This is a genomic window from Maribacter confluentis, assembly GCF_030505015.1.
GTDB lineage: Bacteria > Bacteroidota > Bacteroidia > Flavobacteriales > Flavobacteriaceae > Maribacter > Maribacter sedimenticola.
This window is the reverse complement of the sequence record NZ_JAUKUC010000001.1, coordinates 2212679-2237995: the sequence shown is the minus strand read 5'-3', so window position 1 is coordinate 2237995 and position 25317 is coordinate 2212679. Positions and strand designations below refer to the sequence as shown.

The 25317-nt window shown below is 34.3% G+C and carries 24 protein-coding genes and 1 tRNA gene; 9 read left to right on the top strand and 16 right to left on the bottom strand.

The genetic code is table 11. The features are described 5' to 3' along the window. Window positions 1-38: 38 nt before the first annotated feature. From Q2T41_RS09775 to Q2T41_RS09765, 3 genes are read left to right on the top strand one after another with little or no spacing between them, the layout of a single operon-like run. A complete protein-coding gene (locus Q2T41_RS09775; RefSeq protein ID WP_304435926.1) occupies window positions 39-1490 on the top strand; it encodes a lipopolysaccharide biosynthesis protein in 1452 nt (483 codons plus the stop codon). Further along, window positions 1477-2736 carry a hypothetical protein gene (locus Q2T41_RS09770; protein WP_304435925.1) on the top strand — a complete coding sequence of 420 codons (1260 nt, stop codon included), beginning with the start codon at window positions 1477-1479 and terminating at the stop codon, window positions 2734-2736. The genes Q2T41_RS09775 and Q2T41_RS09770 overlap by 14 nt, the downstream gene beginning before the upstream one ends. A gap of 60 nt (window positions 2737-2796) precedes the next feature. Further along, window positions 2797-3492 carry a glycosyltransferase gene (locus Q2T41_RS09765; RefSeq protein WP_304435924.1) on the top strand — a complete coding sequence of 232 codons (696 nt, stop codon included), beginning with the start codon at window positions 2797-2799 and terminating at the stop codon, window positions 3490-3492. Between the two features lie 28 nt (window positions 3493-3520). Here Q2T41_RS09765 and Q2T41_RS09760 read toward each other — a convergent pair whose 3' ends face one another. From Q2T41_RS09760 to Q2T41_RS09715, 10 genes are read right to left on the bottom strand one after another with little or no spacing between them, the layout of a single operon-like run. Continuing rightward, on the bottom strand, window positions 3521-4258 hold the full coding sequence (locus Q2T41_RS09760) for a 3-deoxy-manno-octulosonate cytidylyltransferase (RefSeq protein ID WP_304435923.1): 738 nt from the start codon (window positions 4256-4258) through the stop codon (window positions 3521-3523). After that, window positions 4255-5805 (bottom strand): aldolase catalytic domain-containing protein, encoded by a 1551-nt coding sequence (locus Q2T41_RS09755; protein ID WP_304435922.1) that lies wholly within the window; start codon window positions 5803-5805, stop codon window positions 4255-4257. The genes Q2T41_RS09760 and Q2T41_RS09755 overlap by 4 nt, the downstream gene beginning before the upstream one ends. Beyond that, window positions 5795-6658 (bottom strand): dTDP-4-dehydrorhamnose reductase, encoded by an 864-nt coding sequence (gene rfbD, locus Q2T41_RS09750; RefSeq protein ID WP_304435921.1) that lies wholly within the window; start codon window positions 6656-6658, stop codon window positions 5795-5797. The genes Q2T41_RS09755 and rfbD overlap by 11 nt, the downstream gene beginning before the upstream one ends. Then, window positions 6655-7200: a dTDP-4-dehydrorhamnose 3,5-epimerase gene (gene rfbC, locus Q2T41_RS09745; protein WP_304435920.1), complete on the bottom strand. Its 546-nt coding sequence runs from the start codon at window positions 7198-7200 to the stop codon at window positions 6655-6657. The genes rfbD and rfbC overlap by 4 nt, the downstream gene beginning before the upstream one ends. After that, window positions 7197-8066: a glucose-1-phosphate thymidylyltransferase RfbA gene (rfbA, locus tag Q2T41_RS09740; RefSeq protein WP_304435919.1), complete on the bottom strand. Its 870-nt coding sequence runs from the start codon at window positions 8064-8066 to the stop codon at window positions 7197-7199. The genes rfbC and rfbA overlap by 4 nt, the downstream gene beginning before the upstream one ends. An 18-nt stretch (window positions 8067-8084) precedes the next feature. Then, window positions 8085-9128: a dTDP-glucose 4,6-dehydratase gene (gene rfbB / locus Q2T41_RS09735; protein WP_304435918.1), complete on the bottom strand. Its 1044-nt coding sequence runs from the start codon at window positions 9126-9128 to the stop codon at window positions 8085-8087. Between the two features lie 2 nt (window positions 9129-9130). Beyond that, complete coding sequence (locus tag Q2T41_RS09730; protein ID WP_304435917.1) at window positions 9131-10129, bottom strand: hypothetical protein; 999 nt, start codon at window positions 10127-10129, stop codon at window positions 9131-9133. Between the two features lies 1 nt (window position 10130). Continuing rightward, complete coding sequence (locus tag Q2T41_RS09725) at window positions 10131-11813, bottom strand: DUF6909 family protein (protein WP_304435916.1); 1683 nt, start codon at window positions 11811-11813, stop codon at window positions 10131-10133. A 52-nt stretch (window positions 11814-11865) separates the two neighbouring features. Next, window positions 11866-13365, bottom strand: coding sequence for a GH3 family acyl-acid amido synthetase (locus Q2T41_RS09720; protein ID WP_304435915.1), 1500 nt, complete (start codon window positions 13363-13365; stop codon window positions 11866-11868). 8 nt (window positions 13366-13373) lie between these two features. Continuing rightward, complete coding sequence (locus Q2T41_RS09715; RefSeq protein WP_304435914.1) at window positions 13374-14243, bottom strand: M23 family metallopeptidase; 870 nt, start codon at window positions 14241-14243, stop codon at window positions 13374-13376. A gap of 192 nt (window positions 14244-14435) precedes the next feature. On the opposite strand from Q2T41_RS09715, the gene tatA reads away from it, so the two are divergent. From tatA to Q2T41_RS09695, 4 genes are all read left to right on the top strand, one after another. Beyond that, on the top strand, window positions 14436-14621 hold the full coding sequence (gene tatA / locus Q2T41_RS09710; protein ID WP_079512276.1) for a twin-arginine translocase TatA/TatE family subunit: 186 nt from the start codon (window positions 14436-14438) through the stop codon (window positions 14619-14621). Between the two features lie 344 nt (window positions 14622-14965). Further along, the gene (locus tag Q2T41_RS09705) at window positions 14966-16585 is read left to right on the top strand and encodes an SPOR domain-containing protein (protein ID WP_304435913.1); all 1620 of its coding nucleotides are present in this window, start codon (window positions 14966-14968) and stop codon (window positions 16583-16585) included. Beyond that, window positions 16567-17430, top strand: coding sequence for an OmpA family protein (locus Q2T41_RS09700; RefSeq protein WP_304435912.1), 864 nt, complete (start codon window positions 16567-16569; stop codon window positions 17428-17430). Before Q2T41_RS09705 ends, Q2T41_RS09700 begins: the two co-directional genes overlap by 19 nt. 258 nt (window positions 17431-17688) lie before the next feature. Beyond that, window positions 17689-17865 carry a DUF6747 family protein gene (locus Q2T41_RS09695; RefSeq protein ID WP_179213116.1) on the top strand — a complete coding sequence of 59 codons (177 nt, stop codon included), beginning with the start codon at window positions 17689-17691 and terminating at the stop codon, window positions 17863-17865. Window positions 17866-17979: 114 nt separating this feature from the next. On the opposite strand, the gene Q2T41_RS09690 is transcribed toward Q2T41_RS09695, so the two are convergent. The 3 genes from Q2T41_RS09690 to Q2T41_RS09680 form a co-directional block, all read right to left on the bottom strand. Further along, a complete protein-coding gene (locus Q2T41_RS09690; RefSeq protein ID WP_089258316.1) occupies window positions 17980-18981 on the bottom strand; it encodes a DUF4837 family protein in 1002 nt (333 codons plus the stop codon). 12 nt (window positions 18982-18993) lie between these two features. Then, window positions 18994-20637, bottom strand: a complete 1644-nt coding sequence (locus Q2T41_RS09685; RefSeq protein WP_304435911.1) for a LysM peptidoglycan-binding domain-containing protein — start codon at window positions 20635-20637, stop codon at window positions 18994-18996. Window positions 20638-20755: 118 nt separating this feature from the next. Next, window positions 20756-21946 (bottom strand): phosphoglycerate kinase, encoded by a 1191-nt coding sequence (locus Q2T41_RS09680; protein ID WP_304435910.1) that lies wholly within the window; start codon window positions 21944-21946, stop codon window positions 20756-20758. Window positions 21947-22071: 125 nt separating this feature from the next. On the opposite strand from Q2T41_RS09680, the gene Q2T41_RS09675 reads away from it, so the two are divergent. Next, complete coding sequence (locus Q2T41_RS09675; protein WP_304435909.1) at window positions 22072-23232, top strand: DNA polymerase III subunit; 1161 nt, start codon at window positions 22072-22074, stop codon at window positions 23230-23232. Window positions 23233-23238: 6 nt separating this feature from the next. Beyond that, complete coding sequence (locus Q2T41_RS09670; protein WP_304435908.1) at window positions 23239-23634, top strand: DoxX family protein; 396 nt, start codon at window positions 23239-23241, stop codon at window positions 23632-23634. 147 nt (window positions 23635-23781) lie between these two features. Here the strand turns inward: Q2T41_RS09670 and Q2T41_RS09665 are convergent. From Q2T41_RS09665 to Q2T41_RS09655, 3 genes are all read right to left on the bottom strand, one after another. After that, a tRNA-Cys gene (locus Q2T41_RS09665) sits at window positions 23782-23852 on the bottom strand. Between the two features lie 93 nt (window positions 23853-23945). Continuing rightward, window positions 23946-24314, bottom strand: a complete 369-nt coding sequence (folB, locus tag Q2T41_RS09660) for a dihydroneopterin aldolase (protein ID WP_304435907.1) — start codon at window positions 24312-24314, stop codon at window positions 23946-23948. Window positions 24315-24358: 44 nt separating this feature from the next. Further along, window positions 24359-25312: a PorP/SprF family type IX secretion system membrane protein gene (locus Q2T41_RS09655; protein ID WP_449288632.1), complete on the bottom strand. Its 954-nt coding sequence runs from the start codon at window positions 25310-25312 to the stop codon at window positions 24359-24361. Window positions 25313-25317 lie beyond the last annotated feature (5 nt).

Here is a 25317-nt window from a genome sequence, read left to right as displayed (position 1 = left end):
CCTTACTTCATGTCTTTCAAGCCCAACCTTAATATTAGTTGAAATCTTTACGCCATAATACCATTTACTTAGTTGGGGCAAACTCGCTCCAAGTGGCTCTAGGCCTTATATTTAGTATTTTTCTAGCACGTTATTTTGAACAAAAAGAAGCGTTTGGGAAATATCAACAACTTTTTGTGATAATTAACTTTTTAGTGTCTTTTTCCTCAGGTATTCCAATGGGTTTGTCCTATTTCTTTGGAACCTATTTAGACTACACTTCACGTATTAAAATCTATAAGCGTTTCTGGTGGTCAATGTTTTTCCTTGCCTTAGGCTTAGGAGGGATTTTATTTTTATTTAACACTATTCTAGCTGATTTTTTTCAAAATAATTATTTTAGAGAATATTCTATTTTATTTTGTGGGCTTCTAACATTAAAAATAATTAACTCATATTATTTACAATACTATTTAACTAGGGGAAAACTTCAATTTTATTTTGTTGTTATAATTACTGAGTTTGTACTCACTATTATTTTAGTTATAGCCATCTCTCTATTTAACCTTCAGATAAAGGATATCTTAACTGGGTTAATTTTAATTTCATTGACTAAGTTAATAGTATTTGGATCTAATTCTTTGTTAGTATTCAAAATTAAGGGCCCAATCATTTTATCAAAAAAGGAGTTTGAATATATATTACCAATGATAGCAATATCCATGGCTTCTCTTCTTACTATTTACACAGATAAATTCATGATTTCTTCAATTTTAAATCCAGAGAGTTTCGCGGAATATCAAGTGGGAGCATTTTCAATTCCATTTATAGGTATAATTACTGGATCAGTTGTAACTGCCCTAATCCCCGCTTTAGCTAAATTAAAATCTGAAGGTGATATTCATGAAATTAAAATTCAATTACGAAATGCTACTAAAAAAACCTCTCTTTTTTTAGTTCCCATTTTAATTTATTGTATTCTACTAGGTCCCCACCTAATTACCGCCCTTTATACTGAAACTTATAAGAACTCTGGTTATATATTTCAATTATATACTGCCAGCTATTTATTAACCGTTATCGCTTTTTCAGCTGTAATGAATGCTATCGGACTTCAAAAGTGGGTTCTATTAAATACAATTCTAAATTTAAGTTTAAACGTTATTCTAAATTTAATTCTTATTCCAAAATATGGCAATTTTGGCGCTGTTTATGCTACTTTAGCTTCCACTTATTTAGGCTATTTTTTACCCATACATCTGTTAAGAAAACAAATTTCGGCCAACTTCTTAGAATATTTCCCAATTCGATTCTATTCTAAAATTTTATTGCTATCAACCGTTCTAGCCTTATTTATTTTATATTTAATGAACCATTATTATTTAAATAAATGGTTTGCATTTATTATGGCTGTACCATTTTACTTTATAATTTTAATAATTGCTGCTGACAAAAGCATTCTCGATAAAAACCAAGTTATAAATAGAATAAAAAAAATTGGCAGAAAATAAACTTCTTTTTGAACGATATAGAAAAAACAAATCCCAACTAAAATATAATTTTAATGGCTATGAGCTAGATAAAATTTTAGCGATGGATTTAATTTCGGAAATTTATGTTAATCCTCCATTGAAACTTAAAACTTTACGCTATTTTTTTTTAGCAGTTGATTTCAGTTCAATGAACTCAATTAGCCCTTTTAAGACCCTTTTTTCCATAGGGAGGTACCATAGGGATGATTATTATGAAATACTGAATTATGCACGGTCTAAAACTCCACAGTCCGTTCTTTTTGATTTAAGCAAAGTAAGTCCAGTAGTACGTATTAGAGTTTCCAATATAGTTTTAGCCTGTTCGCACATTTTTAAAAATACTGACTTATCTCTTAAATCAAGGCTTTTTTTAGCATGTCAGTTAACTTATTATTTAAATTCTATAAATGCATTAGAGAATAAGAATATTTCCATTAAAAATTACTGTGCATTTAGTGGAGTACACCATTTAGAAGCTATCATTACATTTTACTTTAAAAAGAAAAATATTGCTACATATAGCCTTCAACATGGCCTATATTATGTTTTTAAAAAGCACATACCTTTAGATGCTATTTTATACGAAAATTTCTTATCAGATAAACAATTATGTTGGGGAGAATACAGTGTTGATGAATACAGGAATTATGGTATCAAGAAAGAGTCTTTAATTTTAGCTGGTTATCCTAGAAATCTAATTAGAAAAAGTCCTCCAGCTACATTAAATAAACAAAAATGTTTAGTTCTACTGGCAAGATATACCTATGAGCATTCTAACGTCGAATTAATAAATATATTAAAACAATTTTCTGTAGAAAATGACGTAAAAATTAGTATCAAACTTCACCCAACTTTAAATTGGCAAGAATATAAAGCTTTATGTAATATACTTGGTTGGGAGTTAATTGAAGAAAAATATACATTAACAAATATGTTTCAAAAGAATAATTTTGGATGGGCTATTGCAATAAATACGGCAGCATATTATGAAGCATACTTAAACTACATACCATGTAAAAGATTTAATGATGGTACTTTTGAAGATAGTTTACATGTATTTAATGATACTTTTGAAGACTTAAATCAACTTGAGGAAGTTTTTAAGGCAATTCCATTTAACCATAAAGAAAACCTATCCAAATATTTTAACCAAGCAGACGAGCGCCTTAAATACATTCTAGGTCTAGGTATTGATAATTATGATATTATAAATGAAAATTCATAAGTGAACAAATTATGATATTAGCTATTAAACCAGCTTTTATTTTAATTCACAAGAGATAAAATGGAAAACCAAAATATTAAGATTACAATTATTATAGCCGTTTTTAACGGGGAAGAATATATTGAGAATACTATTAATAGTGTTTTGAACCAAAAAAAAGAAATAGACCTAATTATTATAGACGGTGCTAGTCAAGATAAAACTGTTGAAATAATAAGTAAGTACAAGAGTAAATTACATCGATTTATTAGTGAAAAAGATGAAGGTATTTATGATGCTTTCAATAAAGGTTGGAATCTGGCTGATTCTAATAGTTTTATACTTTACTTAGGCGTTGGTGACCAACTAAAAGAGCTTCCTTCAGATGATAAATTTACAAAAGCTGACATAATTTACGGTAGAGTTATCTTAAATGAGAATACTATATTTAATTCAAAAATAGGGTTTAAGTTAAAATTAGGAAATACATTGCATCATCAAGCATTATTAGTCAAAAAAAGTCTTCACCCTACCTCTCCTTTTGATAAACAATTTAATCTCTATGCAGATTTTGATTTTAATCAAAGATTATATAAACAAAATTTCAAGTTCATATATGATGATGAATTCTTGTCTTATGCTTTACCTGGTGGAGTTAGTGCTGTTTTCGATGAACAGCAGTCATTAAAAATAGTGAAAAAAAACTATGGTGTTCTGTTTTCTGTTTTTGCAGTAATTTATTATAGATTACAAAATTTAAAGAATTTGCTAATGTAATGTTTAATCTGAGTTTTAATTAATCCTCTTATTGAGCCATATTATTGATTACCTGTTCTACTTTTAAAACATCGGAAGGTTCGTCTACTGCAGCAGAGCTGCCAGAGGTTTCAATCATTTTTATAGGTACATTTAAATCAAAAAAACGTAAAATTTCAATATCCTCATAATATTCAAATTCAGCTTTCTTTTTTGATTCTCCAAATAATTTTAAGTCATTATAATTAAATGCATAAATACAAACCTGCTTTTTATAAATCGGCATCTTACTTTTTTGACCTTTTATCCCTGGAATAGGTAAACGAGACATATATAATAAGTCATTATACTTATTTACTAAAACCTTAGGTATGTTTGGGTTAGAGGGTAATTCATTATTACCTAAACTACACATCCCATTTATAACATAATTATAAAATTCTTCTTTTTTCGATGCAATTAAATTAATATCCTTCGGATTTAACAAAGGTTCATCCCCTTGTATATTTATATAAATATCAGCTTCTATTTGCTGAGCAGCCTCCCAGACTCTATCAGTGCCTGTTAAGCAATTTTCTGAAGTCATTATTACCCTATAGCCTGCAGAGGTTACTACATCCTTAATTCTATCATTTTCAGTTGCTATATATGTGTTTTCGTGACCTAAAGCCTCTTCTACAATTTTAGCAACTAAGAGAATCATAGGAGTTCCATTAATTAGGACTAATGGTTTTCCTGGAAATCGAGTCGATTTATATCGCGCTGGTATTATTCCAACTTTTCTCATTTAATTAAACTAAAAACTGAAATAATATCCATATTCTTATATTTCGTAGGAGTAATACATTTAATTATAACATCTCTAGAACTTAATAACTCATCAAATACTTTTTGATTTTCCTGTGACACTAAATATTGTGTATGATTTATTGAAGTTTCATATCCATCAAAACCAGCCAAATATATTTCTTGTACACCTTTATCTAATGCGATTTGAATAGCCAAAACTAAAGGAGAATCAGAGGAAATTGTAGTAAATTCAACTGCAGACAGCTCTTTAGATAAGTTTATAATTTCTTTTGGTATAATTGTACCCATAACTCTAGGGTAAGGGGGGTAAACACATATTTGAGACAAACTGCCAAAGTCTTTTACCTCTGCTAATAGTTTCTCACTTTCAAACCCTACCAGAGCATAAAATTGTTCACAGGAAACATCTAAATATTCACCAACATTTCTTGCCCCTGCATGCACCAAACATAAATCTTCATTTTGCTTTATAAGTTTCTTAATAGCCGTACTACTATTTCTCGCTGTTTTTCCACCACCCAAGATTATGGCTTTCTTAAATTTAGATTCTTTTAGTAATACTGGCAACCTCAAATTATCTTCAACTGCCTCTTTTTGATTATTAAGAGCGTTTACAATACTACTAATAGGATATCTATTCATCCCTACCCACTCCATAACTTGCTTTTGGGGTAAAGAATTTGCTCCCGAAAACATGTAAGGTAAACTTGTGCCCCACAAAAACTCAGTTTTTAACTTTTCAAATTTAGATACAACAGCGCTCAAGTTATTATATTCAATTCTTTCAATCTTCTGGCTATCCAAGTACGTTAAGAACAATTCAGTTCTCAAATTACCAGCACCTCTTCCCATACCGGTTATTGTAGCGTCAACTATACTACAACCATGGTCAATTGCAGTTAATGTATTGGCCATTGCCATTTCTAGATTATTATGACCATGAAAACCTAATGCACAATTGGTTTTGCTTTTTACTAAATCAATTATTTCTATTACATCTTTTGGAAAAACTCCACCAAACGAATCTACCATATAGAAATAGTCGATAGTATTATCTAAGTCTTCTAATAGGTCTAAAAAAGATGAATTCTCTTTCCAATTGGACATATACATAACATTAAAACCAACTTCAAACCCCATTTTTTTAATAGCTTTTGCTAAGACTATAGCTCTTTTAAAATTCGAAGGGTCAATTGCTAAGCGCACTAGTTTGATATAATCTTTACAAGGTCCAAGCAACTCATTTACATGACTTGCCCTAATATCTTTTTCATTAAGAATAATAACAAGTTTTTTGGAAGGCATTAATTTTTTAAGCTTTTTTAAAACATATTCCGGACAATAAAAATACTCGCCTAAATATCCTTTTACAGGTATACTTCTATATCCTACTTCTACATAGTCTATAGGTAAGTTTTCTACGGTTCTACAATATTCTGCAACCAAGTCTTCGTCAAAATCCCAGTTGGTATAATATCCGCCATCTCGTAAAGTACAATCTAGAAGTAAAGGTTTATTTTTCATTATTTAAATTTTTCAAAGCAATTTTTAAACTATCTCTCCAATATGGAATTTTTATATTCAATTTATTCTTAATCTTGGATTTATCCATAACGCTAAAAGCAGGTCTTCTAGCAGGTGTTGGGTAAGCCTCTGACTTAATTGGTGACAGCTCTAATTTAGTCATACTAATATCAAAGATAGATTTAGCAAAATCATACCAACTAGCTACTCCTTCATTACTATAATGGTAAAGGCCGTAAAATATAGCATTTTTTTGAATTAAGTCTAAAATAACATTCGCTAGGTCCCCAGCGTAGGTCGGAGTACCAATTTGGTCCACAACAACACTTAATTCATCCCTTTCGGAGCCTAATCTTAACATGGTTTTTAAAAAATTGTTCCCATGTTCAGAATACAGCCAAGATGTTCTAATTATAAAATGTTCATTTAAAATATTTACTATGGCCCTTTCTCCTTCCAGCTTAGTATTACCATAAACACTTAGGGGTTGTGCCAGGTCCTCCTCTGTATAAAATTTCGTTTGCTTACCATCAAAGACGAAATCTGTTGAAATATGAATTAAGGTTACATTGTAATCCTTACATGCGTATGCAAGATTTTGTGCACCAACATAATTTACCTGCTCGGCCAATTCATGATTAGATTCCGCATTATCTACGGCTGTATATGCAGCACAATTAATACAATAATTAAAATTATTTTGTTTAAAATAACTAATGACCGCATTTTTATCTGTAATATCCAGTGTATCTATATCTACATAAACAATATGTAATCCATTATTATTTTTGGTAATGTCGTTTATACAGTTTGCCAATTGTCCTTGGCCACCTGTAACCAATATTTTTTTCATAATCTTGCCGACTTCAATGTAGGTAAAACCAAATCTTTCTCCGATACCTTTATTTTTGAGCTTTCAATTTTCCAATCAATTTGAAGGTTCTCATCATTATAAACAATACCCCCTTCAGATTCCTTGTTGTAAAAATTATCACATTTATAAAAGAATTCTGCAGTTTCCGACAAAACGGAAAAACCATGACCAAAACCTCTTGGTATAAACAGTTGTTTTTTATTTTCTGCACTTAATTCTACGGCAATATGTTGACCAAATGTTGTCGAATTCTCTCTAAGATCTACTGCAACATCAAGAACCCTACCACTTAAAACTCTTACTAATTTAGCTTGTGCGTTATGCCCCACTTGATAATGTATACCTCTAACAATACCATAAGTTGAAAAGGATTGATTGTCTTGAACAAATTTTACACTTTTACCAACACCCTTAGAAAAAGTTTTTTCGTTAAACGATTCAAAAAAATATCCCCTATCATCTGAAAACACCCTTGGTTGTAAAATAAAGCAGCCTTTTAGCTTTGTTTCGGTAAATGTCATTGATTCTTGTTTAAGATACCTAATAAGTTTTTTCCATAACCACTTTTCATTAAAGGTTCCGCAAGGGCTATAAATTGTTTTTTATCTATATAGCCCATCTCATATGCAGCTCCTTCTATTGCCCCAATCTTTAACCCTTGGCGCTCTTCTATTACCTCTACAAATTGAGACGCTTGCATTAAAGATTGAAAAGTGCCGGTATCTAACCAAGCAGTACCTCTATCAAGAATACTTACACTTAAATTACCCCTTTTTAAATATTCTTTGTTAACGTCGGTAATTTCAAGTTCTCCCCGTGGGCTAGGAGGAATACTTGAAGCTATTTCTACTACATCGTTATCATAAAAATAAATTCCGGGAACCGCATAATTTGATTTTGGTTCCAAAGGTTTTTCCTCTATACTTATGGCGATACCATCATCATCGAACTCCACAACGCCGTAACGTTCTGGATCATGTACCCTATAAGCATAAATAATACCACCTTCCGGATCATTGTTGGATTGGAGTAATTTAGCAAGACCGGAACCATAGAAAATATTGTCTCCTAGTATAAGTGCTACCTTGTCTTTTCCAATAAAATCAGATCCAATGATAAAGGCTTCTGCAAGACCGTTTGGAGCTTCTTGAACCGCATATGAAAATGAACATCCATATTTTTTTCCATCTCCCAATAATTCTTCAAACAATGGTAAATCCTTAGGTGTAGAAATAATCAATATTTCTCTAATACCTGCATACATTAACGTTGAAAGCGGATAGTAAATCATTGGTTTATCATAAATAGGCATTAACTGCTTACTTACGGAAAGTGTTAGAGGATGTAATCTTGTTCCTGAACCCCCTGCTAGGATAATTCCTTTCATATTTGGATTTTATAATAGTTACGAATACATTTTAGAATAATATTCCTTGTAGTCACCTGAAGTAACATTTTTTAACCACTCGGAATTATTTAAATACCAATCTACTGTTATTTCCAACCCTTCTTCAAATGTAACCGATGGTTTCCAACCTAGCTCCTTATTAATTTTACTGGCATCAATGGCGTATCTTAAATCATGTCCAGGTCTATCTTTTACATAGGTAATCAATTGTTCTGATTCCCCTTGAGACCTGTTTAACTTTTTATCCATTACACTACATAATAATTTGACCAAATCTATATTTTGCCATTCATTAAAACCTCCAATATTATAGGTTTCACCATTATTTCCTTTATGAAATACCAGGTCGATCGCTTTAGCATGGTCTTCTACAAACAACCAGTCCCTTGTATATTTTCCATCCCCATATACCGGAAGGTTTTTTTTCTCGATAATATTATTTATAAATAATGGAATTAATTTTTCAGGAAAATGATACGGGCCATAATTATTGGAGCAATTTGTTACTACATAGGGCAGACCATACGTTTCGCCATATGAACGTACAAAGTGATCTGAACTTGCCTTGGATGCAGAATAGGGAGAATTTGGGTCATAACTGGTTTCTTCGGTAAACAAACCTTCGATACCAAGAGAACCATAAACCTCATCTGTACTTACATGATAAAAACGTTTACCTTCAAAATTATCTTTCCAATTATCTTTTACGGCGTTTAATAGGTTAACTGTTCCTATTATATTGGTTCTTACGAAGGCTAATGGATCTTCAATAGATCGATCTACATGAGATTCTGCAGCCAAATGTATTACACCATCAAAATTTGTTGTTTGAAACAATTCATTGATGTATTGACTATCTACAATATCCCCTTTTAAAAATTTATAATTAGGATATGTATCTATATCGGTCAAATTTTCAAGATTGCCAGCATATGTCAGAGCATCTAGATTGTATATCGTATAATTAGGGTAATTTTTTACAAGTCTTCTTACTACATGGGAACCTATAAAACCAGCTCCACCTGTTACTAATATGTTCATATTTAAAATTTTAACTCTTTAGATTTTAGGTCCAAATATTTTAATATTGAGATTAAAAAGAATAATCCAAGTAAGATTAACGGTATCATTACTATCTTCTTACTTAAAAAAGATTTGCGCACTTGCTGGGGCTTTCCAAAATTAATAACCCTAACAACTTCTGCACTTTGAATTAACTCTATTTTTTTGGTTTCAATATCTCTTATCAATTCATTCTTTAAATTGAAAAGACCTGTTATATTGAGTGTTTCCTGATTATCTACCACTATTCTATCAGTAGCACTACCCCCTTGTTGTTCCAACATTTTTTTGGAATAATTACTTATAATTTCATCAACCTGTTCCAATAAGACTTTATTTTTCTCTATCCGCTCAGCAGCATTGGATGTATAGGTTTGTCTTAAATCATCAAAATATTTACTTGAATTAATATATATTAATACTTTACTGGCAAACTCCTGACCAGTTTCATGGTTTTTGTAATAAAATGTAATTCTATGATTAAAAGAGCTTTTGTTTTGAAGTTCCGCCCTAACAATATCCGCAATGGCATCTGTATTTTCAAAACTTTGTAATAATTCTAGATATTGCAGATCGGCTTCTGAAGTTGATTCCTCAGCTACACGGTTTATGGCCACTTCCAAACCTTGAAAATCTATTTCCTCTATGCCAATAGATTTAAAAAATAAGGTGTCCTTGGATTGTACATTTGCCTGTATTTCATTGACGACATCATAAAGATAATTTTTACTGTCGATTTGGGGCCTAACGATTACTTCTATTTTTAAACGTTTAGAAATAACTTTAGATAGTGCAAATCCAATTGCTAAGCCTATGACTACTAAGCCAATCAATAAAAATATTTTCCTTTTGAGGTACAGAAATATCCTTAATATAAACCTGAAAATGGAATTAAATCCTTTTTTCACTAATTGTAACAATTGTCCCAAGTCGATTTCGTCAGAACTATGGTTGTTTTCTGGTTTTAGATTCTCGGCCATTTTATGAATTAAATATTTGCTTTAAAATTTTATCCGTAATTAAATAGGTTGGTTTTACACCCGTAGTGCCCAAGCCACCGGATGCTAATGTACTTCCTGTTTCTAATGGGTTATCAGATGCATAATAGGCATACCTCACTTTTACGTCTTCACCTATACTTTTTCTGATTTTTGATGCAGACTGTATTGCTTTTTGATAGTGCACCCCTTCCATTTCCAAGCCAATTACGTTCCAAGTAGATTTATGGAAAAACTTAAGTATATCCTTGTTTTGTAATGAAGTTCCTAAAACCGTAACCATGGTTCCTTCGAAAACTTTTAATCCATGGCCTTCAAAATCCTTTGCACAAAGTTCGTTTTTGAACGGGTAATTATCTGCGGTACCTTCAAAAATATGGGCGGAAGGAATCATTAGATCTCCTTTTCCTCCTTCTAAAATACCAGCTTTACCCATAATTGAAACCGAATCTACATTTATTAAGGATTCATCGTTTTTCTTGATATTATAGGGTTTTAAAAGCTCATCTATAGTCTCATATGCTTGTTCCCCAAAAGCGTAATCCATTACAAATATAACAGGTTTTTTATGATTGTCCGCCGTTGGTAATTCATATAAACTAGCGCCTTTTCTAATTTTAGCCGTATCAAAAATTTGAACGTCAATATTGGTTCCCGAGGCGTCATCTATGGAAATCATACCATTTTTTTCGGCCAAGGAGGTTACTTTTTTACGTAAATGTCCGTTCTCCGCACTGCTTAAAGCCTCATAAATCTCCAAATCCGTAGCCTTGGGGAATTCCTTGGAAAGGGCACTTTTAGCGAACATTGAATTCATTACACTATGCATGTTTGCAGAAATGATATGAATCGGCCTTTGCAACAAATCTTGCTTGGACATTACACTTTTTATATTATTGGCCCAAATTTCCCCATGAATATGGTGGCCTAAACGCTCACGCAACAATGTACTGAATGTAATAGCTCTTTTTTCACCAGTTATTTCCTCTTCCAGTGCCAATTTTCCAAGCCAATAAATCACCTTTAAAAAACGCTCAGGATTGGCCTTTGTGCTAAATTTTTTATAAACCTCAAGAATCTCCTCAAAGGACCTGCCTAATATATTTGCGGTATGTATTAAGGCTATTTCACGTTCTTCTTGCGTCAGTTCTTTTTTATGTACTGCGGCTTCAAGTTTTGTCCAATCCCTTATCGTTTTCTCCGTATCCGGAATTAGAACACGTTTACAGATTTTTTCGGATTCAATAAACAAAAAGGTTAAATGGGTAAGAATGTCATAAATATCGGAACGACCCCTGGTAATTTCAATATTCATCTGTTCATTGTCGATACGATAGCAGTTACGCCTTCTTTTAGGAGGTATGATAGGATGAATATGAGATATTCCATATCCTTCATCAGACGTAAGGCTTATGAACCTACATTGTTCAATACCTTCTGGCAAACGTTCCAAGACATAGATAAGTCCGCTTAATTCTGCCTTATCCTCCCCAACAGATCCGTAAATTTCAGGCCGTAGTTGTAATAAAGCATTTTTTAGCGCTTCTCCAGAAACACCGTTTGGTTTATAAAATCCGCGATTGAACAAGTGGCGCATAGTAATGTACATGCGCTCGATCGCATTTGTCGATTCTTGTGCTCTTGTGGTTGTGATTGTTTTTCCCATTGATGATTTCAAACAAAACTACAATTTATAATTTGTTAATTATAGACCGGGTTTATGAGATTTTATATTTTGATAGGGCATCGGCAACTTTACGGTCGTTAGATAATCGCTGAACTTTATTCTGTCCACCTAGCTTTCCAATGGATTTCATATACTCCATAAAACCGCCCTGTTGTATCGAAGTTATTTTTAATGGTTGTAAAACTTTGCCCACTATTAAATCATAATAATAACTATTTTGTTGTTGTAGGGCCTCATCTAAATGCGTAATGAATTTACCCATATCATCTGGTGTCTTTTCAAACTCAATGAACCATTCATGATAAGGTAATTGCATATCTTCAGGGGAAATTTGTGGGCCTACGGTAAATTCACTTACGCTGGCATTCGTTTTATTGGTCGCAATTTGCATGGCTTCTTCCACCTCTTTGGCAATAACATGTTCCCCAAATGCGGAAATAAAATGTTTTATACGTCCAGAAACGACAATTTTAAAAGGATTAAGAGAAACAAACCGAATGGTATCTCCTAAATTATAGGCCCATAAACCGGCGTTCGTAGAAATAATCATTACATAATCTACGTCTATTTCTACATCCTTTAATTTATGTCTTTTAGGATGTTCCGTAAAAAACTCATCCGTCCTTACAAATTCATAGAATATACCTGCATCCAATAAAAGAAGCATTCCTTTTTCCTTTTGTGAATTTTGATAGGCAAAAAACCCTTCGCTTGCCGGAAAAAGTTCAATGCTGGCAACTTTTCTTCCTATAAGGGTTTCAAACTTCTTTCTATAAGGCTCATAATTTACCCCTCCATAGATAAACAGTTCTAAATTCTTGAACAAATCTCCAATATACTGATTGGTATTTTCCTTTAACTTTTCAAAATACATTTGAACCCAAGAAGGTATACCGGCAATTACGGTCATATCCTCATTTTTGGTTTCTTCCACTATGGCATTGACCTTTGTTTCCCAATCCTCTATACAATTGGTTTCCCATGATGGCATGCGGTTTTTTTGAAGATAATTAGGTACATAATGGGCGGAAATACCAGATAACCTACCCAATTTTATCCCGTTTTTTTCTTCAAGAACGGGACTACCTTGTAAAAAAATCATTTTACCTGTTACAAAATCTGCCTTTCCAGTTTCGTGTATGTAGTTTAAAATTGCGTTTCTAGAAGCTTTAACTTGTTCCTTTATGGATGCTTCTGTAATAGGAATATATTTTGCACCAGAGGTTGTTCCGGAGGTTTTTGCAAAATATAAGGGTAAGCCTGGCCAAAGCACATCTTCTTCTCCGTTCAACACTAAGTTTACATACGTTTTCAGTTCCTCATAGTCCCTTATTGGAACATGTTTTACAAAATCTTTGTGATGATGAACAAAACCGAACCCATGATCTTTACCAAACTTGGTGGATTTTGCTTTTTGAATCAATTCCTTGAACACCTTTTCCTGTGTTGCAATAGGATTCTGCACCCATTTTTGGGTTCTTTTATCTATACGGTGAGCAAATATTTTAGCAGCAAAGGTCTTTATAGACATGTAGAACGTTAATTAAAATCTATATAATTCAATGGATCTATGGGAGTACCATTATCCCACAACTCAAAATGCAAATGCGGCCCCGTTGTGAATTCCCCTGTGTTGCCCACTGATGCAATTACCTCACCGCCTCTAACAATGTCCCCTTGAAATTTGGATAAGGAACCATTGTGTTTATATACGCTTAAGAGTCCACCTTCATGTTCCAGGATAATTACATAACCTGTATCCGCTGTCCATTCGGAAAATATTACGGTTCCGTTGGCTATTGCCTTGACGGGGCTGTCCCGGATAGCGGTAACATCAACGGCGTAATGTTTTTCCTTTGGTTCATATCTCATGGAAATTTCACCTGTTACAGGCGCGAACAGCACTAAATTTTTCTTATCGATAACACGCTCAAACAGATTGTATTTATCTTCCAAGGCAACCTCTGCCCTTAACAAGGAATCCTCTTTTATCGGGTTTAGATCAACGGTGGATGGGTCTAACTTATATTGTTGAAACAAGGAGTCGCGGTTAACCACGGTATTCTCAATATCCCCTTTGAGTACCATTCTAATATTATCTAAATACTTATTGGTATAATTCAAAGTTCGTACCAAAGAATCCGTTTTATAGGTCAGTTCGGTAGCTTGTTTTTTTAATCTAGTAGAAGAATACCCTGGTATATACTCTCTTAATGGGGTAAATGCAATTAGCAAAGTGGTTAAACCAATAAGGGCGATCATAAATAATGAGCCCGTTACAAATACATTCAACCTACTTAGTTTAAAAGAGATTTTTTCTTCAAAAGTATTTTCATTCAAAATAACCAAACGGTACTTGTGTAGCAGCTTGCGTTTAATTTCCTTACGTTTTTTAACTTTTTTGGCCATCTTAACAAAGATATACTTACAAATATATTATAAAGCGTTTTAGTCAACAATATAGTGGCTATACCCTAATTTTAGACCCCTATAATGCACAATAATAAGTTAAATTCTATAATATTGTCAACCTATCCAATATTACTCAGTTTTCTTTGGTAGATTTTAGTATCTTTGATATCCAATTAAAACAAAAGTCTTATGACAATCTTATCTACTTTTTTGGCCATAGGTGCTCCACAGATTATTCTGGTGGTAGTGGTAGTACTACTATTATTCGGAGGAAAGAAAATTCCTGAACTTATGAGGGGTTTAGGTAGTGGAATCAAAGAATTTAAAGACGCCTCTAAAGAGGATGAACAATTAGAAGAAAAGAAAAAGGATTAGCACTATAAACTTATCTCTTATATAGAAGTCCCATTAATTGGGGCTTTTTTTATGTTTGTATTCACATCATATTTAAAATCCACTTTAAAAATTTTTACCTAAATCCTGCTATTCAACTATTTAGGTGTTTCTATTACAATTAATGAATTATTGTTGCTAACCAAAATATAAAGCAACTGTTACGCTTAGGTTCACGACAAAAAACATCTGTTTCACAACAAATAATCGATGAAATACTACTTTACGTCTAATTTCGTAAAGCTTGTAATGGCTACAGCTATTAATTAAACTGTCCTTATTTGCACTTTCACCAATAAAACTATGTTGGTTAAGCAATCATACATATGAGAATATTTCTGTACATATACTTTTTAAGTTTCACCATTTTTGGCCAAAGTCAAGATTTTCAGGCAAATACTACATCTGAAGGATATCAAGAACCTTTTGTTCATTCACAATCCTCCAAGTCACTCACGGACGGTAAAGAGTTTGAACTTGCGGCAGAGGCCTATGATATTCCACAAAAGACATTTAGAAATATTGATGGTGCAAAAAATGGCTATTATGTAGTTGCAGGTATATTTAGAAAAAGTGAAAATCTAGATGCTCAAGTAAAAAAATTCAATAGAAAAGGATTTGAATCCGGATACTTTCAAAACCCTGAAAATAAATTATACTATCTATACCTTAACCATTACAACTCTTGGAAAACAGCTTTCGCGGATTGTAATACCAAATTTGACAACCGTTATAAGAAAGATATCTGGGTGTTGAAAATGCAAAACGGTGTTCCTGTTGCTAAGTTGGAACCATTGGAAGATGCCACAAATGACATGGTGAAGGAGACCAAACAGAATAACATATTAAAGAATAACAGAAAAGAAGAAAGATTAAATACATCCCCTTTAAAGGAAACCAAGGACAAACTTATACAAAAGGCAGATGAGTACTTTAACAAAATGTGGTATGCTGAAGCTGCGGCATTATATGAGAAAGCCTTAACAAATTCCAAATTTACCTATTCAGAAGACGTTTTGAAAAAAGCGGGTGATGCCCATTACTTTAATACAGATATGGAAAAAGCGTACAAATGGTACCATTTACTATATGAAAAGTATGAAAAGGAATTGTCCACGGATTATTTATTTAAATATGCCCACTCCTTAAAAGGTACTGGTAATTATAAAAGGTCCAAGCGCCTGATTAAATTATATAACCGAAAATTAGATGGTGATAAGCGGGAACTACAAAATGAACGTAATGAAATTGTGTTGGACGGACTTTTACGAATGAAAGATAGGTATGACATTAAAAACCTCAATATCAATTCCAGCAATTCAGATTTTTCCCCAATGTATTATGATGAGGATGAAATGGTCTACGCTTCATCCAAAGATTCCACCATCTATAATACCAGACGGTATAAATGGAATAATCAACCGTATCTAGATCTATATGTTGCCAAAGTCAATAAAGAATCCAAGGACCTAAAAGATGCCATAAAATTTTCAAAGGAAATCAATACCAAATATCATGAAGCATCGGTTACATTTTCCGCGGACAATGAAACCATGTATTTCACTAGGAACAATTATGGAAAAAAGTTAAAAAGGGATAAAAATGGTATTAATCACCTTAAAATATATCGCTCAAAAAAGGTGAACGGAGAATGGACAGAAGCAGAGGAGGTATCTTTTAACAGTGACGATTATTCTACCGGCCACCCTGCACTGAGTACAGATGGTAAACAATTATACTTTGTCTCTGATATGCCGGGCAGTATAGGTGAAACGGATATTTTTGTAGTCGATGTACTTGAAGATGGATTGTTTTCCACACCTAGGAACCTAGGTCCTGAAATCAACACGGAGCAAAAAGAAATGTTTCCGTTTATTAATGATAAAAAATTATATTTCTCATCTAACGGACATGTTGGCCTTGGGGGTTGGATATTTTTGAAGTAGCCTATAACGAAGATGATGGCTTCTTGGAAGCTAGAAATTTAGGTAAACCCGTAAATAGTAAAAAAGACGATTTTTCGTTTATAGTAGATGAAGATTCTCAAGAAGGTTACTTTGCTTCTAACAGAGATGGCGGTAAGGGTGACGATGATATCTATTCCTTTAAAAAATTGGAACTAGAAGAAACACCATCCAATATAAATGCTATTGCGGGCGTAGTTACAGAATTGGTATCTGGAGATGTTATGCCAAATGCAATGGTGGAGTTGTTGGATGAAAACAATATCAAACTCAAAGAAATGGAAACCGATGAAAACGGAACTTTTGTTTTTGAGGATTTGGATAGTGATACCCGGTATGTCCTTAAGACTACAAAGGATACATATTATGAAGATATAAGGGAATCTGCCACTGCAGAAAACGATACGGTAAATGTAGCCGTTACCATGCGTAAACTACATGACGCCATTGCTGTTGAAAATGGTATTAAAAAGCTAAAGACAGAAATGATCCATTTCAATTTCGACAAGTCTTTCATACGTAAGGATGCTGCCCAGGAATTGGATAAACTGGTTGCCGTTATGAAGGATTCACCTACCATGGTCATTAAAATTGAATCGCACACAGATTCACGTGGTGATGCATCATATAATAAATATCTTTCTGACAAACGTGCAAAATCAACTAGGGATTATATGATTTCTCAAGGTATTGCACCGGAACGTATAGAAAGCGCAATAGGTTATGGTGAGGAAAGATTACTTAACGAGTGTAATGGTAGAATACCATGTACAGAAGAGCAACACTATCTAAACCGTAGGTCTGAGTTTATCGTTGTAGAAATGTAATCCTGATATTGTTAACGATAAATTTGTAAAAACAGGTATTAACAATTTGTGTCAGGTTCAAAACATCCTATTTATTAGCACTTTACCGAATGCAGATACACAATCATACACGTTGTTCAACGAGTATTTCTGCCATACAAAGTAACATGTATAATCTGTTTGTTTTTTAAAGGAGAATTCATCCTTTTACCTAATCTTTTCCATAAGGGTTAAATTAATTTGGAACTTTAGATGACAGGAACATCTAAATTATACATTATGGAAAAGATTATACTTGTTAAGGAAATATATACAGAGGCTTTTAGGAACTGGAGAAGCTACTTACTTGAAAATTATTTTAAACTGTTTTCATGGCTATGTTTTATATTGATAGGGCTTGCCATGTATGCATTGATATACAGGGTGTCTACAGGGTTTTCCTTTAGTAACCTATAGTATTGGAATTTAATATTGGTAGTTTACTAAATTCCCAATTGAAGTAATTACAGAGCGGCCCATGTTAAACATGGGCCGCTCTGTATGTTCTTATCTTATTTTTTTACTTAAAAACTATTCTTTTGTGCTAACGTCATATGAAACGGATTTTAGGATTGCTTCAAGTTCAAACATATAATCCCTTTTTTTCGTGGCAGGGGCAAATACAAACCCTTCTATGACCAATTTTCTGTTGTTCTCCTTATCGTTGATGATATAGGTTAAAAACGGCCCTGCCATAGGATATGCGGACATTTCCCAAATTCCCCTGACCTCTGCCGCTTTTTTGCCGGAAACTTCGGCAGGAAAGACATATGGCGAAAATGCCTTTTCCGTAATCATATGGTTTTTTTTGCCCGGAATATCTTCTCCGGGTATATAAAGGCTTCCTATAGAATCACGCATTTTAATAATATCCTTCGTAAAAGTAGAGTCTCGTTCAAAACTGTCCCAAGGCATAGTATAGGCAATAATGTTCATGTTCCCTTTTTGAATTTCACGGGATATCCAAACAAAATTGTCCTCTTCCCTTCCTACCCTATACACAGAAGGTATATTCATGGAAATATTGAATTTGTCTTCCAAAGCCTTTTCCTTGTTCAAGGATTTTGTAAACCTTTTCTGTGCCTTGCTGATTTCCAGGGTCCTGAAATCCTCTATAAATTCTTTTGAGGTCTTGTGTATGTTCTCAATTAATTCTTCTTTGTTTCTACCTTTTAAAACCCCCACCTTTTGTGGCTTTGCATACATGTTGGACTTCATATGGGCCACATTCAAGGAATCTTCCATAACATATAGAATTGAACTTGAATTTTGAACGGAACCAGAAAACACTTGTGGTGGAATTTGGGTTACACTAAATTGTGCTTCGTCCCAGGTAAGTCCGGGAACAGCTGCCGTATAATTTTCACGTATGGCATCCCCCACGCTACTTTTCCATAATTCATTGTCAATTACTACCGTTAAGGTATTCATTGCGCCAACGGATTCCGGCAGGTAATCTGCCTTACCGTTTTCCTTACAGGCATTTAAAAGTCCTAAAACTGCAAAAAAACAAAGTACTAATCTTTTTTTCATTTGGTATTTTATTTACGATGAACAATCACACAATTTAAGTTTTGTGCCCAACTTTAAATTGTTACCGCTAATACCGTTCCATTTTCGTAAATTTTCTATAGTAACTCCAGGATATTTTCTGGAAATGGTCCACAAAGAATCGCCGCTCTTCACTTCATGAACTTTAGAAGTGCTGGTAACTGCTGTTCTGGTTGGGGTTTCCCTTGGCTTTACAGAGGTCCCGGAATCTTTTCTGGGATAGATAGTTAATCGTTGCCCAATTCTTAAATTATTGCTTCGCAAACCGTTCCACTGTTTAAGCTGGCTTACACGAACACCATACCTCTCGGCAATTTTTCCGAGGAAATCACCGTCCTTAACCCTATACCGAATACTATTCTGTTCAGCTTGTTTCTGTATTTCTGCAACTATTTCCTCTTTTTCTTTAAGTTCATTCTTCACATGGGCATAAATTGCTTCTTCATTAGCTACGAATTTTCCCATTTTTCGTACAGGTAATCTCAATGTGTTCGGTTTTCCTTCTACATAAGGGATAACTTCTAATTTGTAATGTGGGTTAAGAATTTTTAATTCATCCTTATCTATGGCCGCCAATTCAGAGATTTGATCGAATGTGATCAGACTTTTAACATGTACGGTATCCGTTTCAAAATATGCACGGTCTACTTTCTTGGATTTTAAACCATGTTCCTCAGCATATTCAAATATATACATGGTAGCCTGAAAAGCAGGAACGTACCCTGCCGTCTCTCGTGGTAGATTTCTTCTAATGTTCCAGTAATTTCTTTGACCACCACTTCTGCGAATAGCTTTGTTTACATTGCCCGGTCCAGAATTATAGGCAGCCAGTGCCAAATCCCAATCATCATATATTCTATACAATCTGTTAAGGTAATTAGCGGCAGCTGCGGTAGACTTGATAGGATCGCTACGCTCATCTACATAACTATTGATGGTAAGTTTCATTTCTTTACCGGTACCGTACATAAATTGCCATAATCCTGTTGCACCTACCCTTGAGCGCGCTTTAGGGTTCAATGCAGATTCCACAATTGACAAATATTTCATTTCTAAAGGAATATTTTTATTGTCAAATTCCTGTTCAAATAAGGGGAAGTAAAATTGGCTTAGCGTCAACATGCGCTCCATTAGACCTCTTTTTCTGGTCAAAAATGATTTAATGACATTTTCCAAAGATGCATTATATTCAATATTAAACGGTGTTCGTTCGTTAAGACGAGCCAACCTAAGTTTCAAAGTATCCGTGTGTAAGTCATAGACAATTGTAGAGGTAGTGTCAAGTTCCAACACCTCTTGATACATTTCATTAAATAAAGGGGCTGCATCTACGAGCTCTTTCATCCAAAGGCTATCAAATTTTGCAGCTAAGGCATGATCTTTTAAATCATAAGTAGAAGATTCCGTCGGCTTAAAAAGGCTGAGCTCCTTACCCAATGGGTTGTTCGTAATATTAATGGTGTTCTGTGCGCGGAGGGTGTCTTCAACAGGTAAAGCCTCGTTTACCCTATTAATCACCGCTTCAGAATTGATTGAATCCACAACTACTTGTGTACTCTCATTGTCCTGGGCCAAGACAAAAAAAGGACAGAACAAGAGTCCTAATAAATAACCAGAAGAAAAAGTAAGTTGTTTCATTTGAGGTGAAATTAATTAACGGAACAAACGAAAATCGTACATTTTTTAAAGAGAATAAAATTAATTCTCTTAAAATGCACAAATTTTCGCTATAAACCGTTTATCGATAACACCTTGGCTACGCTAATATTGCGGCGATACCAGGTAATGTTTTACCTTCTAAGCTTTCTAGCATGGCTCCTCCGCCTGTTGATACATAGCTAACCTTGTCTTCAAAACCAAATTGTTTTACAGCGGCTACAGAATCTCCGCCTCCTACTAAGGAAAATGCACCATTCTTTGTTGCCTCATCAATAAAGTTACCTACAGCAATAGTTCCTTTGGCAAATTTTTCCATTTCAAATACTCCAATAGGGCCGTTCCATAAAATGGTTTTAGAGGACAAGATTATGCTCTTAAAGTTTTCAAGGGTTCGTGGACCTGCATCCAACCCTTGCCAGCCTTCCGGTATTTTATCAACATCTACAATTTGGGTATTGGCATCGGCATTAAAATCGTCAGCAGCCAAAACATCTACCGGAATATGTACTTTGACCCCTTTCTCCTTTGCCATGGCCAAAATTTCCATTGCCAAATCCATTTTATCATCCTCACAAATAGAGTCTCCTACCTTACCGCCTTGGGCTTTAATAAATGTATAGGTCATTCCCCCTCCAATGATAAGGTCGTCTACCTTATCCAATATATTTTCAATAATGGTAATCTTGGATGAAACCTTTGCGCCTCCAAGGATGGCCAAAACAGGTTTTTCTCCAGTTGCCATTACTTTTTCAATAGCATCAATTTCCTTGGCCAATAGATATCCAAAACATTTTGCGTTTGGAAAGAATTTGGCAACGATTGTAGTAGAAGCGTGAGCCCTATGTGCAGTACCAAAAGCATCGTTTACATAAATATCACCCAGTTTTGATAATTTTTCGGCAAATTCCTCGTCCCCTTTTTCCTCTTCATTATAATAGCGAAGGTTCTCCAACAACAAAACTTCTCCGTTTTTTAATTCTGCAACGGCCTTTTCTGCCTTTTCTCCAACACAATCATCTACAAATTTCACGGACACCCCAATAATGTCCGAAACAGCATCACAAATATGGCTTAACGACAAGTCGGCATTTCGCTGGCCTTTTGGTCTGCCTAAATGGCTCATTAATACGGCGCTACCCCCATCTTCCAATACTTTTATAATAGTAGGTTTCGCTGCTTCGATCCTATTTGTATCCGTTACTTCAAATTTATCATTTAAGGGAACATTAAAGTCCACTCTTATTAACGCTTTCTTATCTTCAAAATTAAAGTCATTCAATACTTTCATTGGTTTTTCCTTTTATTAGGTCACAAATGTAAAGATTAATAGGCTTGTGTTAAAGTGCATACAAGGTTAATTTATGCGCTATCGCAATAATTTTGTTATGCTTTAAAACAACTATATTTGAATCTATGTTATTTAAAGATATTTTAGGCCTCTCGCATATAAAAAAGCATTTGTCCTCAAGTGCAGATGCCGGTCGTATACCTCATGCACAACTTTTTGTTGGTCCGGAAGGATGTGGTCTTTTGCCAATGGCACTGGCCTATGCCCAATATGTAATTTGCGGAAATACTGGTGGCGAGAACAGTGGTCCCAATGAAGCTTGTAATTTAAAGTTCAATTCAATTTCTCACCCCGATGTGCATTTCGCTTTTCCCGTTGCAAACTCGGATAAAGTTAGTTCAAAAGCGGTCAGTGACCATTATATGAAAGAATGGCGGCAATTTATTGTGGAACAGCCCTACGGCAACCTTTTTGACTGGTACAGGTTTATTGAAATTGAAAAAAAACAAGGTCAAATAGGGGTTCACGAAGCTCAGGAAATCGTTAAGAAACTTTCTTTGAAATCTTATGAAGGAGGGTATAAGGTCATGATTATTTGGATGGCCGAAAAATTACACAATGCGGCTTCTAACAAACTACTGAAGTTAATTGAGGAACCGCCCGATAAAACCGTTTTTTTATTGCTGTGCCAAGATGAGGAACAAATTATACAGACAATACAATCACGTTGTCAAATTGTACATTTTCCTCCTTTGGCAGAAGAAGCGGTCGCAAATGCATTGATTGAAAAGGGAGCGGCCAAACCAGAAGCTATGAGAATTGCGCATGAAGCAAATGGAAATTTCAACAAGGCATTGGACTTGCTGAACAATGATTCTGAAGACTTAGTCTTTGAGAACTGGTTTATACAATGGGTTAGAAGCGCGTTCAAGGCAAAAGGCAATAAGGCGGCCATTCATGAACTATTGTTATGGGGAGAAGAAGTTGCAAAGACGGGAAGGGAAACACAAAAGAATTTTCTTCATTATTGTATAGTGGTAATGAGGCAGGCATTAATGATCAATTATGGTGCAGAAGAACTTGCATACCTTAAAATACATAATGATGGATTTCAATTGAAGAAATTTGCGCCTTTTGTACATGAGAACAACATACTGGATATTACCAAAGAATTGGAAGATGCTATTTACCATATAGAAAGGAATGGTAATGCAAAGATCATTTTTACGGACCTATCCATAAAACTTACACGCCTTTTACATAGAAAAAAAGCGGAACTTAATTAATATATTATGAAGATAATCCTTGAACATGCTACCGAAATCTTATTGTTACTTTTTATGTCCATCACCTTTTTACAAAGTGGATTGGACAAAATAACGGATTGGTCTGGAAATATTTCATGGCTTAAAGATCATTTTGCCAAAACACCCCTTAAAAACATAGTACCATTTATGGTAGGTACTGTGCTGATTACAGAGGTAGTGGCCGGTTTTTTATGCTTGGCCGGAATCTATCTGTTAGTTAGTGAAAACGATGCCACTATTGGTTTTTATGGGGCCGTTTTAGCATGTGTAACGCTGTTGATGCTCTTGTTTGGACAACGCGTGGCAAAGGATTATGAAGGGGCCAAAACCATAGCTGTTTATTTCATACCTGCAATTTTCTTGGTTTTCCTACTGCAGTAACCAAGAAAATATATTTTAGCCTATTTATTGGCAAATAAAGTAGGTGATTAAAGATGCTTTAGGTGGGTAAAGGATATATTATTTTATTAACTGTCTGCCGGTAATTCATCATAAACAAAAAACCCTTCCAAAGAAGGGTTTTTTTAGAGGCATCGAGCGGATTCGAACCGCTGTACAAGCTTTTGCAGAGCTGTGCCTAGCCACTCGGCCACGATGCCATTATTTTTAAGAGAGAGCAAAAATAAACAATTATCCTGTTCTAGGACAAATCAAAGTAAAAAATTAAAAATCTTACCATCGTCAGGGTTCCCCTAAGTATATAATTTTCTCTTTAATTTCAGGGCTACGGTAACTTTTTCAACATCTCCGTTAATTGGAGGATTGATCTTAGAAACCGAAATTTTAGCTTTCTCAACAGTGGGCAGTTCCAAAAATATTCTATCTGTGATTCTTTTGGCCACATGCTCCAATAATTTGGATGGTATGGCCATTTCCTGTTTTACTATCCTATTGATATGGACATAATCTACCGTGTCAGATAATTGGTCGGAGATAGATGCTTTGGTCAAATTTGTTGTAACAGAAACATTGACCAAATAATCACTGCCAATATTGGTTTCCTCCTTTAAGCAGCCATGGTGGGCATATGCTTTAATATTTTCTAACTGAACTTTACCCATTTTCTAAAATCTAAATAGCAAACATAATCAATCTGCCCGAAGATTTAATAGGTACATCTACAATTACTGATTCCTTGGAAAAGGTCAACACCTACGGTGATAACATGGGTGCCCGTGCTATATCCTAAAATTTCGTTCAAAATAATTTGGTAGGAATATCCAAAATAAAAGTTGCTCTTTTTAAGGCCAAAAAACGGAGCTATATATAATGGATCGCCTATTTGGTCATTTAAGAAACGATAGTTCACCCCAGCATAGTAATAATCCTCAAATTCATACCATCTAAATTTGACGTTAAGATCTGTTTCTGACCTGCCGTCACTTTCAAAAATCTTGAACAGTACTGAAGGTTCAATTTCTAACTGGCTATTTCTGTTTTTGGTATACCTATATCCGGAATATAAATAATAGTTTCTCAAGGCCGTAGGCTCGTTTAAACTTGAAAATGTAGATAGATCTATTTCCTTGTCCAATAAGTTGGAAACGTTTGCACTCAAGAAAAATTTATTGAGTCTATAGAGCATACCAACATCAAAATTATGGTTGTTCGTCAACCTATTATTGATGTTTGGGTCACCGCTGTTCTGTGCATCTTCGTTATCTATTCTAAATCCGTTATAATTATATGAAATTCCAAAGGACAAAAATTCATCATCATATTTGTCCAAGGTCAAATGGTGTGCAAATGACACCCTGGCCCCTTGTTGTTTGGTGTCTCCATTGGCGTCATTATATAAAAAGACCCCAACTCCAGATTTTTCACCTACCCTCATATCTGCCGCTAATGATTGGGTCCTGGGCGCATCTTTGATTCCTACCCACTGGGCCAACCCATTTAACCTGATTTTTACATGGTCACCAATACCCGCATAGGTAGGCGACAAGACAAATGGATTGTCTGCCAAGTACTGCGATAATTGAGGCGAATTAAGCTCCTGACCTCTTAAAGCATAGGCACTCAGTAAAAAAACCAACATCAATAGACTGTTCCGCATCATCATTT

Bases quoted from the DNA above. Each gene is read 5' to 3' on its own strand.
- Q2T41_RS09765 (WP_304435924.1), top strand. From the start codon at position 2,797: ATGGAAAACCAAAATATTAAGATTACAATTATTATAGCCGTTTTTAAC.
- Q2T41_RS09760 (WP_304435923.1), bottom strand. From the start codon at position 4,258: ATGAGAAAAGTTGGAATAATACCAGCGCGATATAAATCGACTCGATTT.
- Q2T41_RS09755 (WP_304435922.1), bottom strand. From the start codon at position 5,805: ATGAAAAATAAACCTTTACTTCTAGATTGTACTTTACGAGATGGCGGA.
- rfbD (WP_304435921.1), bottom strand. From the start codon at position 6,658: ATGAAAAAAATATTGGTTACAGGTGGCCAAGGACAATTGGCAAACTGT.
- rfbC (WP_304435920.1), bottom strand. From the start codon at position 7,200: ATGACATTTACCGAAACAAAGCTAAAAGGCTGCTTTATTTTACAACCA.
- rfbA (WP_304435919.1), bottom strand. From the start codon at position 8,066: ATGAAAGGAATTATCCTAGCAGGGGGTTCAGGAACAAGATTACATCCT.
- rfbB (WP_304435918.1), bottom strand. From the start codon at position 9,128: ATGAACATATTAGTAACAGGTGGAGCTGGTTTTATAGGTTCCCATGTA.
- Q2T41_RS09730 (WP_304435917.1), bottom strand. From the start codon at position 10,129: ATGGCCGAGAATCTAAAACCAGAAAACAACCATAGTTCTGACGAAATC.
- Q2T41_RS09725 (WP_304435916.1), bottom strand. From the start codon at position 11,813: ATGGGAAAAACAATCACAACCACAAGAGCACAAGAATCGACAAATGCG.
- Q2T41_RS09720 (WP_304435915.1), bottom strand. From the start codon at position 13,365: ATGTCTATAAAGACCTTTGCTGCTAAAATATTTGCTCACCGTATAGAT.
- Q2T41_RS09715 (WP_304435914.1), bottom strand. From the start codon at position 14,243: ATGGCCAAAAAAGTTAAAAAACGTAAGGAAATTAAACGCAAGCTGCTA.
- tatA (WP_079512276.1), top strand. From the start codon at position 14,436: ATGACAATCTTATCTACTTTTTTGGCCATAGGTGCTCCACAGATTATT.
- Q2T41_RS09705 (WP_304435913.1), top strand. From the start codon at position 14,966: ATGAGAATATTTCTGTACATATACTTTTTAAGTTTCACCATTTTTGGC.
- Q2T41_RS09695 (WP_179213116.1), top strand. From the start codon at position 17,689: ATGGAAAAGATTATACTTGTTAAGGAAATATATACAGAGGCTTTTAGG.
- Q2T41_RS09690 (WP_089258316.1), bottom strand. From the start codon at position 18,981: ATGAAAAAAAGATTAGTACTTTGTTTTTTTGCAGTTTTAGGACTTTTA.
- Q2T41_RS09685 (WP_304435911.1), bottom strand. From the start codon at position 20,637: ATGAAACAACTTACTTTTTCTTCTGGTTATTTATTAGGACTCTTGTTC.
- Q2T41_RS09680 (WP_304435910.1), bottom strand. From the start codon at position 21,946: ATGAAAGTATTGAATGACTTTAATTTTGAAGATAAGAAAGCGTTAATA.
- Q2T41_RS09675 (WP_304435909.1), top strand. From the start codon at position 22,072: ATGTTATTTAAAGATATTTTAGGCCTCTCGCATATAAAAAAGCATTTG.
- Q2T41_RS09670 (WP_304435908.1), top strand. From the start codon at position 23,239: ATGAAGATAATCCTTGAACATGCTACCGAAATCTTATTGTTACTTTTT.
- folB (WP_304435907.1), bottom strand. From the start codon at position 24,314: ATGGGTAAAGTTCAGTTAGAAAATATTAAAGCATATGCCCACCATGGC.
- Q2T41_RS09655 (WP_449288632.1), bottom strand. From the start codon at position 25,312: ATGATGCGGAACAGTCTATTGATGTTGGTTTTTTTACTGAGTGCCTAT.